8 protein-coding genes are annotated in these 10,679 nt (G+C 44.8%); 1 reads left to right on the forward strand and 7 read right to left on the reverse strand.

Going from position 1 to position 10,679, the window contains the following annotated elements:
- Positions 1-110 precede the first annotated feature (110 nt).
- A complete protein-coding gene (locus J2736_RS14325) occupies positions 111-2,483 on the forward strand; it encodes an AraC family transcriptional regulator (protein WP_310499277.1) in 2,373 nt (790 codons plus the stop codon).
- Positions 2,484-2,550: 67 nt separating this feature from the next.
- Here J2736_RS14325 and J2736_RS14330 read toward each other — a convergent pair whose 3' ends face one another.
- The 7 genes from J2736_RS14330 to J2736_RS14360 all read right to left on the reverse strand — a co-directional run bounded on the left by J2736_RS14330 (position 2,551) and on the right by J2736_RS14360 (position 10,664).
- The gene (locus J2736_RS14330) at positions 2,551-3,603 is read right to left on the reverse strand and encodes a zinc-binding dehydrogenase (protein WP_310499278.1); all 1,053 of its coding nucleotides are present in this window, start codon (positions 3,601-3,603) and stop codon (positions 2,551-2,553) included.
- A gap of 119 nt (positions 3,604-3,722) precedes the next feature.
- On the reverse strand, positions 3,723-5,279 hold the full coding sequence (locus J2736_RS14335; RefSeq protein ID WP_310499279.1) for a DUF3502 domain-containing protein: 1,557 nt from the start codon (positions 5,277-5,279) through the stop codon (positions 3,723-3,725).
- Positions 5,280-5,365: 86 nt separating this feature from the next.
- On the reverse strand, positions 5,366-6,274 hold the full coding sequence (locus tag J2736_RS14340; RefSeq protein ID WP_310499280.1) for a carbohydrate ABC transporter permease: 909 nt from the start codon (positions 6,272-6,274) through the stop codon (positions 5,366-5,368).
- A gap of 12 nt (positions 6,275-6,286) precedes the next feature.
- Positions 6,287-7,186, reverse strand: coding sequence for an ABC transporter permease (locus J2736_RS14345; RefSeq protein WP_310499281.1), 900 nt, complete (start codon positions 7,184-7,186; stop codon positions 6,287-6,289).
- 271 nt (positions 7,187-7,457) lie between these two features.
- The gene (locus J2736_RS14350) at positions 7,458-8,729 is read right to left on the reverse strand and encodes a M20 family metallopeptidase (RefSeq protein ID WP_310499282.1); all 1,272 of its coding nucleotides are present in this window, start codon (positions 8,727-8,729) and stop codon (positions 7,458-7,460) included.
- Entirely contained in the window at positions 8,722-9,726 is a 1,005-nt protein-coding gene (locus tag J2736_RS14355) for a Gfo/Idh/MocA family protein (protein WP_310499283.1), read from the reverse strand. Before J2736_RS14355 ends, J2736_RS14350 begins: the two co-directional genes overlap by 8 nt.
- A gap of 32 nt (positions 9,727-9,758) precedes the next feature.
- Entirely contained in the window at positions 9,759-10,664 is a 906-nt protein-coding gene (locus J2736_RS14360) for a Gfo/Idh/MocA family protein (RefSeq protein WP_310499284.1), read from the reverse strand.
- Between the last annotated feature and the right edge of the window lie 15 nt (positions 10,665-10,679).

Consider the following 10,679-nt stretch of genomic DNA (forward strand, 5'->3'; position numbering starts at 1 on the left):
GGAACTATATGATTTATGTTGATTACTATAAGATTCGCAAATGTTATTTACTTTTACTTTTGTATAAGGTATTCTCACTTCTACAAGGCATGGAAGGAGTAAGATCATTCATGAAATTAACCTCATTTGCCTCGAAAAAGTTTCTTTTGAAAATCGTCTTGTGGATCAGCGCATCCGTGCTGCTCATCGTAGGCATTCTGTCTGTCATTATTTATTTAAATGCCCAAAGTTTAATGATCTCCAAGGAATCCGACAACAGTAAAAAAATACTGCTTCAAGTCAAATACAATACAAATCTCATGAATGAAACCATAAGTCGTCTCACCCAGTCCCTCTATTTAAATAACGACATTACTTCCATTATGTATGCCGAGCAAGAGAATATGGTTGATGTCATCACACGCATAAATAACGTCGCTAACTCACTTAACTCCTCCTATCCCTACATACACTCCATCAGCGTATATAACCGCAATCTGAATCAATTTTACAATGCCGGCTCGCCCATATTTTTCGATGATCCTCAAGTATTAGGGTTATTTAAATCAGATCAAATACTTCCCAAATTAAAACCCATTTTTCGGGATATTCATAAAGTCGTGAATGGTGATAACAAAAGCGAACGCGTTCTTTCCTATTTTATGTATGAGACGGCCACGAGAGCTGAAAACCCGAATGGCGCAGTGGTTATCAATGTGAAACCAGAATGGCTTCTAGGCAACATTAAGCAAATAAACATGGTGGATCGACAGAAAGGAAACAATATTTATATCCTCGACCCCAATGGAAACTACATTAACGAGGATGACAACCAAGAAGATCCCGCCAAACTGAAGTGGTTGAAGGATGAGGTTGAACGTCACACCAAAGAATCCTTATCTGCGGAAGCTGAAAGTTCGTTCAGGAGTAAATATATCGATACACAGTATTTAGTTACTTACTTGTATATCGATAGCATTAATATGACCTTATTAAAGATTCAACCTACGCTAGAGGTTTACGGCTATATTCAAGGTTTTAAGACGAGCATTATCTTTATTACGCTCATTTTTCTTGTGATGGCTATCGTTATTTCTGTCAGTATTTCTCGTAAAATCTACAGTCCCATCGGTAATCTTGTGCGCACGATATCATCTGGTCGTCCTCTTGATCAAAGAGGCAGGGGCGATGAAATTTCTTATTTAGATTATGTATATAAGCAATCCATGGAAAAGCTGAAGCTATATGATAAACAGCTCTACCAATACGGCGATGTAATGAAACACTACTGGTTAAACCGTATCCTCACGGAAAATTTGAAATTGGATACCACCGAGCTGGAACGCATTTTTCTAGAAATGAAGATCGCCTTGCCTCTAGACACATCCTATGCTGTTTTACTTTTGAAAATAGATAATTACAAGGATTTCCAGCAACGTTTTTCTTCCAAAGATAGGGAAACCATTCGCTATGCGATGATCAACATTACCTCGGAATGGATTTCCCGGACTTATTTAAATGAAGGTTTAGACTTCAAAGATGACCACGTCGTCCTGATCCTGAGCATATCTCCAGGGGATGAACCTATTGAAACTACCGTGACAGCACTGATTCAAGAGGCCCAACAATACGTCCAACAGTTTTATAAAATTACATTTACAGCATCCATCAGTCCCCTATCGAATACGGTTGAGTCGTTGTATACCCTCTACAACAAATCGCTGGATCAAACGGTATATCGCTTTCATTATGGTCATCAATCAATTCTGGATTCAAAGATCACGCTTCTTCATGAAGATAACACCAAAACTGGATATGCTAAGAAGTTAGAAGAAAACTTGCAAGAAGTCCTACGCAAACGCAACTTATCTGAGATTGAAGACGCAATGAGACTGGTATTTGATGAAATCCGCCAACTTAACTACTACAATGCACTGGCTTCGACCTTTCGGCTCTTAGAAACAATGAAAAAAACATTAGAATCAAGCTCAGAACCCGGAGTGCCTTCATTGTTGATCGATCTCTCCAGCTTTTCGCTTCAACTCATGGAGAAAGAGACGTTAGATAGCATCAATGAAACGATCCTGGATGCGATGAAAGATTCTTTACAAACCGTGCCAGGGGATCCAACGAAAAAGTTAAATCATTATGTCGTAGATACCGTATCGGATTACATTGAGACTCACTATCAAGATCCTTCGCTTTGTTTAGCGTCCATTGCCACCATGATGAAGATCTCCCAAAGACGTCTAGGCAACTTGTTTAAAGATGCCAAACAGGTATCCGTTGCTGACTATATTAATGAAACAAGACTCGCGAGAGCAGCTGAATTACTGAGCGAAAATAACATCAGTGTGCGTGAAATAGTAGAAAAAGTAGGCGTTTTAAATGAAACGTATTTCTTCAGCTTATTTAAGAAGCATTTTGGCGTAACACCTAAAGAATACGCGTTAAAGAGCAATATGAAGCATTTAGCAGATTCGAAGAACAATTTGGAGTTCTAAAGACGTGAGAAAAAGACCGAGCATGTTAACAGATCACACTGTTAGCTGTTCGGTCTTCTTATCTGTATTAAGCCCAATCAAATACAACCGAGAAAACATCATTCGGGTGTAAACGCAATTGTTCATAAGCGGCCGCCGCTTCTGTATAGGGGACGACGCGATCGATATAAAGACGAGGATCAATCGCTTTACTTCGAATCGCTTCAATCGCATTCAATCGATCTTCATTTCCTCGGTCCCCAGGCATCAGAAGGAGGACACCTTCCGAATTCAAATCGACTCTGGGATCAAGGCTAAGTTTGTCTATGTAAGTGGCTTGATAGACGATACGCGGCCAATGACCGACAATACCTGAAATAGGGTTTACGTAATAGGTTTTCGGATCCCGAAACACATTTGGCGTTTTCCGAATTAGCTTATGAGCAAGCGCTACACCCTGTGGGGAGCCCGAAGCTTCCACCACAATGTTGGCACCGCCATCACAATAGGCAAGTATTCGTTCCAAGGCATCGGGGTCAGAAGCTTGGACACATGCGTGAACACCATAGCTCAATGAACGCTGAAGTCTAGCTTCTGAAAGATCAACAGCGATCACCCGACAGCCTTTGTTGACAAGAAAGCCCGCAGAGAAAGCCCCAATGACCCCTTGTCCGATGACCACTGCGCATTCATCACGTTGCGGTTGTGCTGCCATGACGCCTCGCAAGCTGATCGCCGCCACCGGGCTCACGACATAGTCCAAGGGATCTGATCCTTTGGGCAGCAGCATTGGCTTTTGATCCACGCCAACCAGATGCATACTCGCCTGCCCTCCCCATTGCGAATTGATCTCCTTCAGGTTCGTTTGCGGATTGTAGCTCAGCATGTCACCAACGCGGTACCCCTTTACATTTCCACCTACGCTAACCACCTCACCAACAGCCGTGTAACCTGGAATAAGTGGAAATTTGTCGGCAGCGCCATAATACCCGCCTAAGACGCGCGTTTCCGTTCCACTTGAAACAAAGGTATAGCGTGTTTTCACAAGCATTTGATTCTCATTCATGTCAGGCAGCGTAAAGGTACCGAAACCCACCTCGTTTACACGTTCAAATACGATAGCTTGAATTGTTGTCGTCATGGCTATTAGCCTCCCTTATATGTTCAAGCAGCTTCCCGCATAGTAACTCACGCTTCCGTTCCATTGTTTGCATATGAAATTGGAACCGAGTAACGAAGTTGCCCGGTTCCAATGTTCCATTACTTGTTTTGCGCTTTCCAAGCGTCGAGTTGCTTCTGAACTTCGGCTTTAATTTTCTCTAAACCAGCATCTTTCAATCGCTGCTTCAAATCGCCCATGAACTTATCATAATCAGGCATCGCTCCTGAATATAAAATGGGTTGCAGTTCATTATATACAGCATTGACTTGAGCAACTTCGGATTTCACGACTTCCCCATTAAAAAGGAATCCGAGGATGGACGATGTTTTGGCTTCATTATTATTTTTTTGCATTTGCTCTAGGGATGCCCTCGAGTTCCAACCTGAATCCCATTGATCCCACAGTGGCCCCAGCCAGTTATGCCAGATGGCCCAGGTTTGTTCTGCTCCGCTCTTCGCATCGATAGACATGGCATCTGTGCCAGCACCGGATTTAACCGTGTAATTCTTTCCTTCTAGCCCATAAGCTAGCGTGTTGGACAGCTTCTTATCTTTCCAGACCAAATTAAGCAGTTCCATTGCTCTTTCTGGATTCTTGGATGTCTTGGAGATAGCAGTTGCCGCCCCTACCATATTACTTGTTGATATGATGGGATAAAATGCAAGCGATTCCACGGTTGGGAACCCAAACAACGCTGTCGATTTCGAACCATCCTCCGTATATCCGCCGGAATCACGCATCACCGCATATTTCCCGGACTTGGCTTCAGCAGTGTAATCCGTTTTGATTGCCGCATCTTTGGCTACATAACCTTTCACATAATAATTGTGCATGGTGCGATAATTGTTGACGAATTGGGGAATGTCCGTTTCCAAGACCAGTTGGTTTGCCTTTTCATCATATCGGATCCCTTTGGTTACATTGGTATGCTCTGCAACAAAATCACCTGGTGCAGAGGCTGTTTTCGTGACCAGCAAAGGCGTTAACGTAGGCTCGTTCTTCTTAATCGTTTCTAAATAGGGCTCCAGATCCTGCAAATTCTTTATTTTCTTATAATCCAGATTGTACTTCGTCACCAAATCTTTTTTGAACACAATGCCATTTGGCGTGGTAAAAGGTCCCTGACCTGGAATCGCCATAATCTTGCCATTATACGTAACAGACTTCCAAGCACGTTTATCCACTTTTGCAAGAATATCCTGCCCATATTTCTTTAAAAGATCGTCCAGTGGCAGGAACGCGCCTTTTTGCACATTGATATCGATGGCATTCGTCCAGTTCGAGGTGAAAACAAGGTCGTAAGGTTCGCCGGAGGCTGACATCAGCTTCATTTTGTCTTCCCAGCTTGCTGCGTCGATAAAGTTGATATGCAGATTCGCGTTGACAGCGCTTTTAAACGTTTTATTCGCTTCTGCTTCAATCGCCTCTTGATCCTTCATCGTATCAATCGGTTTACGCATGTACCAACTCAGGTTCACTAACTCTTTGGTTGGCTCGACTGCTGTAGTCGCCTTAGGAACTGCTGAGGAGCTGCCCGTGGCAGTTGGCTCATCTTTCTTATCTGTGCTGCACCCGCTAAGTACCACGGAAACCACTAACCCCATCGACACCACGCCGCCTACCACTTGCTTAGTCTTCTTATTTCCCCTGCTCACAAACATACCTCCCTAAGAATATGATGTTCATTTATATATAACAGACACAGGACGAAAGATCCATGCGCTGGACTTACTTTTATTAGCTACCCTTTAACAGATCCAACCGTCAAACCTTGCACGAAATATCGCTGAAAGAAAGGGAATATGACCAGCATCGGGCCTGCTGCAAGAATACACATCGCCATCCGCGCAGCTAAACTCGGTACTTGTTGTCCTGGCTTAACCAGACCATATTGCATCGCTTCGGCGCTATTGAGAAACTCCATGTTGCGCAGGACGCGAATGAGTAAATATTGCAGCTTCATTTTATTTTCATGGTCAATGTACAGAAGGGTGAGCCACCAGTCATTCCAATACTGCAGGACTAGAAATAAGCCAAGTGTCGCCAATGCTGGTTTACTAAGGGGAATGACGATACGTGTGAAAATGGTAAGTTCGCTTGCGCCATCGATTTTGGCCGATTCAAATAATGCATCAGGAAGTGTTTGTAAGAAGCCTCGCATTAACAACACATGCCAGCCTGTGATGAGAAATGGCAGAATTAATGCCAATAGGTTATTTTTCAAATCCAGCCAACTCACCATCAAAATGTATGAAGGAACCAGCCCACCTTGAAACAGCATGGTGAAAAAAACATAGAATGAAAGCTGCTTCCGATAGGCATAATCTTTTCTTGAAATTGTGTATGCAAAGCTTGTTGTAATCCATATCCCTGCCACAGTCCCAATAAGCGTGGTATAAATGGTCACCATATACGCATTAAGCAAGACCGCAGGATCATGGAGAATGACACGATATGCCGTTAAATCAAATTGCTTAGGCAAGATCGAATATCCGTACCTTAGGATATCATTCTCATTTTGAAAGGAGGTGCCGATGATAACTAGGAAGGGATACAGGCAAGCGATACAGACAAGAGTAAAAATGCCATGAATAATCCATGTACTGAGCATCAATGGTGAACGAGTGTTAGCAATCCGTGGTGTCATCATAGGACATTCTCCTTAAAATAATGAATTTTCACGATTAATTTTCTTCACAATAAAATTCGTCAACAAGACCAACATGAAACCGACCGTAGATTGGAAGAAGCCCGCAGCACCAGCCATACCAATATCGCCCATATCGACTAACGACCGATACACGAACGTGTCGATGACATCTGTTGTTGTATACAGAGCGGATGAATTCAGGGTTACGTTATAAAATAATCCGAAGTCACTGTAGAAAATTTTGCCAATTTGCAAGATAACCATCATGATAATAATCGGTTTAATCATGGGAATCGAGATCGAAATCGCCTGACGCAGCTTGCCTGCTCCATCTATTTTGGCCGCTTCATAATACTCTGCATCTACACCCATCAGCGCTGCATAATAGATGACCGCTCCATACCCCAGCCCCTTCCACACCGCTCCAATGATGAGGATAAGTGGCCAATACTTCGGCTCGTTATACCACATAACCGGCGCAATACCGAGCATCTCCAATCCCTTATTAAACACACCGTAATCCATATCCAAGAGAGCCCGAAAAGCAAATCCAGCGACAACCCATGAGATGAAATATGGAATGAACAATACAGTCTGATACACCTTCACAAATCGCTTACTGACCTCCCGAAGCATCAGCGCAAAAGTGACAGAGATCATCGTGCCTAATGTAATAAACGCCAGATTGTATAGCAATGTGTTCCTCAGCACGCGTTGTAAGACATCGCCTTTAAATAGAAACTGAAAATTGTCCAAGCCTACCCACGGGCTGTTCCAGATCCCCAGATCATATTTGTAATCCTTGAAAGGAAGCAATAATCCGTAGAGCGGCACATAATCAAAAATAAACAGTAGCGCAATGCCCGGAAAAGCCAATAAGGTTAAACTGAAGTTCTTTTTAAAAATTCTCATATACCTGCTCCTTCTTGCTAGAGTGCCTGTGATAATTGCGTTTGCGATACCCTAACTGTAGGGAATTTCCATCTCCTTGTATATTTTGAAAAGTGTCTTTCTCTCCGAAAAATGACTTTCTTGCCACGGAATGAGCTACGATTCCTGTTGATGTTTACGATAAATTACTTAATCGTTTCAGAGTTTGGATTTACAGAACACAAAAAGCGTTCAACGACTGCACGGCAGTCATTGAACGCTTACTATTAACGAGAAAAAAGATCAGCCTGCACTACACCCGCAAAAAATCAATAGCCGCTGCAGCATAGACCTTCGCACAGCGAATCACGTCCTCCACGGGAGCTTTTTCATTGTAACTATGAATGCTTGGTAAATAAGCTGGCCCATATTGCAGCACCGGAATGCCATAATCCCGAAAATGTCGTGCGTCGCTGGCAGCCCACTGCAGCACCCCGAATGATTCGCTTCCCTCAGACACATAGGTAATCGCCTCTGTAACAGCTTTACACACAGGATCATCCGGCGATGTATAATTGGGATCGCTTTGCACACCAAACAGAGCCATGTCATACTCGCAGCCGAGTTGTTCCAATGTCTTCCGAACAGTGCGCAGCACGAGCTCCCGCGTCAACCCAAATGGTATCCTGCAATCCATTTCAAACACACACTGATCCGGCACCATGTTGACACTGACACCACCTTGAATGGTACCCACGTTGCAAGCGATAATATTCAGGATGTCGCTCTCATTCTGATAGCCCGCTTCGCTAAGAAATATTTTAGAGGCTTCCATCAGCTTAATGTGTTCAAAGTACACGCCGCCATCAGAAAGCTGACTAACCGCAGAAACGATATGTTCGATGGCTTTCATCGCGATCAGAATGGCATTAGTCCCAGCGAGCGGTGCAACTGCCGCATGAGCAGAAGCACCTTGTACGGTAACTCGGAACCGCGTACACCCTTTCTGACCGATTGTGGGATGATGCGGGAAAGCCGGTTCCGAAATGATACATCCATCGCCAGCTAGGAGATTGTGCTTCAATAACCAGGGTACGCCAAGCGCACCCCCTGTTTCCTCATCCGGTACAATGGCCAGTACCAGTTGGCCAGAAAGCTGAATACCAAGTTGCTGCAGGATCGCTACTGTAAAAATCAGACCGGCAAGTCCACATTTCATATCGCTCGCCCCGCGCCCGTAAATCCCCCCCTCTTCTACGATGCCTGCGTAAGGATCAAACTTCCAACGCGTAAGATCTCCTGCGGGCACCACATCGGTGTGTCCGCACAAAACTAGTGTTTTCCCGCTGGAAGCATCCCCTACACGCGAAATGAGATTCCACATCCCTGGAGCTGCTTCATGCCAAGTCGTTGAAATGCCGAATTGGTCCAAATAGGTGGCGATAAACTTGCTGATTGGCTCGGAATTGCCGGGCGGGTTCTCACTAGGAAAACGAATTAATTCGCAGCATAAATCGATGAGTTCATCTTTGCGAAGCTCAATTTCCTCGATAACTTTATCTTTTAAATAACGTAAATCATTCATGACAGGATGCTCCCTTCGCAGGGATTATCGTCAGTTCTTTCCCCATTTCATGGGATTTGTAGATAGCATCTACAACGGTAATCACGCTCTTGCCGTATTCGCCAGAACACGCTGAGGCTTCCCCCGTCTCCATCCACCGAATCAAATCCAAAAATTGCAACTGATACGGATCCAACGTGCGATCTAGCTCTACCTCCTGAAAAACACGGTTTTCACTAATCCAAAGCCCTTCTCCCGTTCTTAGCATCATCGAGCCTTTCGTAAAGACGAACTCCATATCATTCCGAGGGACGCCCGTGTAACCATTTTGAATGATGGTGGCTGGAATTCCGCTTGCCGTTTCGAGCAAAACGACACCAGCTCCCTCAATATCGCCTCGATAGCTGCGTTGGTCGATTTTAGCTTTGACCTTCGTCACGCGACTATTGGTCATCCACTGGATTTGGTCAATGCTATGGCATCCCAAATTCATGAGAATCCCGCCACCTGATGTATCCTTGCGGAAAAACCAGTCAAGTCGATCATTAAAATAAAACGCATGACGGACATTATTGATCATCACCAGCTCGCCTAGTTCTCCTGATTCCACCCATTGTTTGGCAAGCTGATTCTCAGCCATATAATGCATCGTATGAGCAATCATTAGACGTACCTGATTATGCTTAGCGGCAGCAATAATCTCTTCGCATTCCTCTGCGTTTAATGCCATTGGTTTCTCAAGCAAAAGATGGCAGCCCTTAGACGCGCAATAGATAGCAGATTCCTTGTGTAAATAAGGAGGAAGTGCAATGACCGCGATATCCGGTCTCTCCCGATCAATCATTTCCTTATAGTCCGTATAAGCTGTCAGGCCATACTGACTTGCTAATTCCTTTGCTCGCCCTTCGAGCGAATCTGCCACAGCGACAGGCTGCAAAGCGTTCATAGCGTTAGCTTCCCGTAGATGAACGGACCCAATTCTGCCCGCACCTAGCACCACTATGCGATATGTTTTCAACAGCGCACCCACTCTCTCCCTAAAGGCTGCAACTACAATCTGACAGCTTTGCCGCTTAGACGGCTTTCATTCGACGCTTCCATGAAACGAATAACAGAGAGCATCTCTTCTGGCGATACAGGCGATTTGCCGGATCGGACCATGTCTATCACTTTTTCCAGAAAATTGGAAAAGTCTGGTCTCGGATGGGAACGGACATCTATCCACTGTGCTCGCTGTTCGCGAAACAACACGGCACTATATAAGGAGTTGCCGTACCGGTTTCCTCGCACTGATCCGATTCGGCCATCTTCCCACTCACCAACAATAACTTCGTGAAGCTCGTTCATCGTCGCATTTACACGTTTGCACCCTGTACCGAGTGAGGCAAATAATAATTCCGTTACATGGACGCCGTACCAGAACATACCGGGAAGCTGCGGCTCGATGGGCAGCGGTCCGCTGACATCAGCACCGAGAATCCGTCCGCCAGTCTCATCTTGTATGCCGCGAACGAAAGCCTCTGCGTACCGCAGTGACGAACAGCAGAACAAAGGCACGGCATTCGCTTCTGCGATTTCAACCATATGCACAGCATCCTCATACAACAGCGCGAGTGGTTTCTCAACGACAACAGGCTTGCGAAATTCTGCAATTTCTAGAAATTGACGATGATGTGCTCGAGCATCAATCGAAGATAGGAAGATCACATCACACTCCCTAGCAACCTCTTCCAGGGTGTCCACAATCTGTACCCCGTAGTTTTCTTGCAAGGTCTTCGTATATGCAGCTGTACGGTGATAATTGAAGAAGTCAGGATTCGTGTCCGCACAGGCGACTGTCACCTGTGCACCAGGGACATGCCATTCTTGACCCGCGGAATGAAAGAGAGAAGCTGTTGACACCACATGTCCCGTATCTAAGCCGATCAAGCCGATTTTCATACGTCTCTCCGACATTCAGATCCTCTCCTT

The sequence above is a fragment of the Paenibacillus qinlingensis genome, assembly GCF_031455095.1.
GTDB lineage: Bacteria > Bacillota > Bacilli > Paenibacillales > NBRC-103111 > Paenibacillus_E > Paenibacillus_E qinlingensis_A.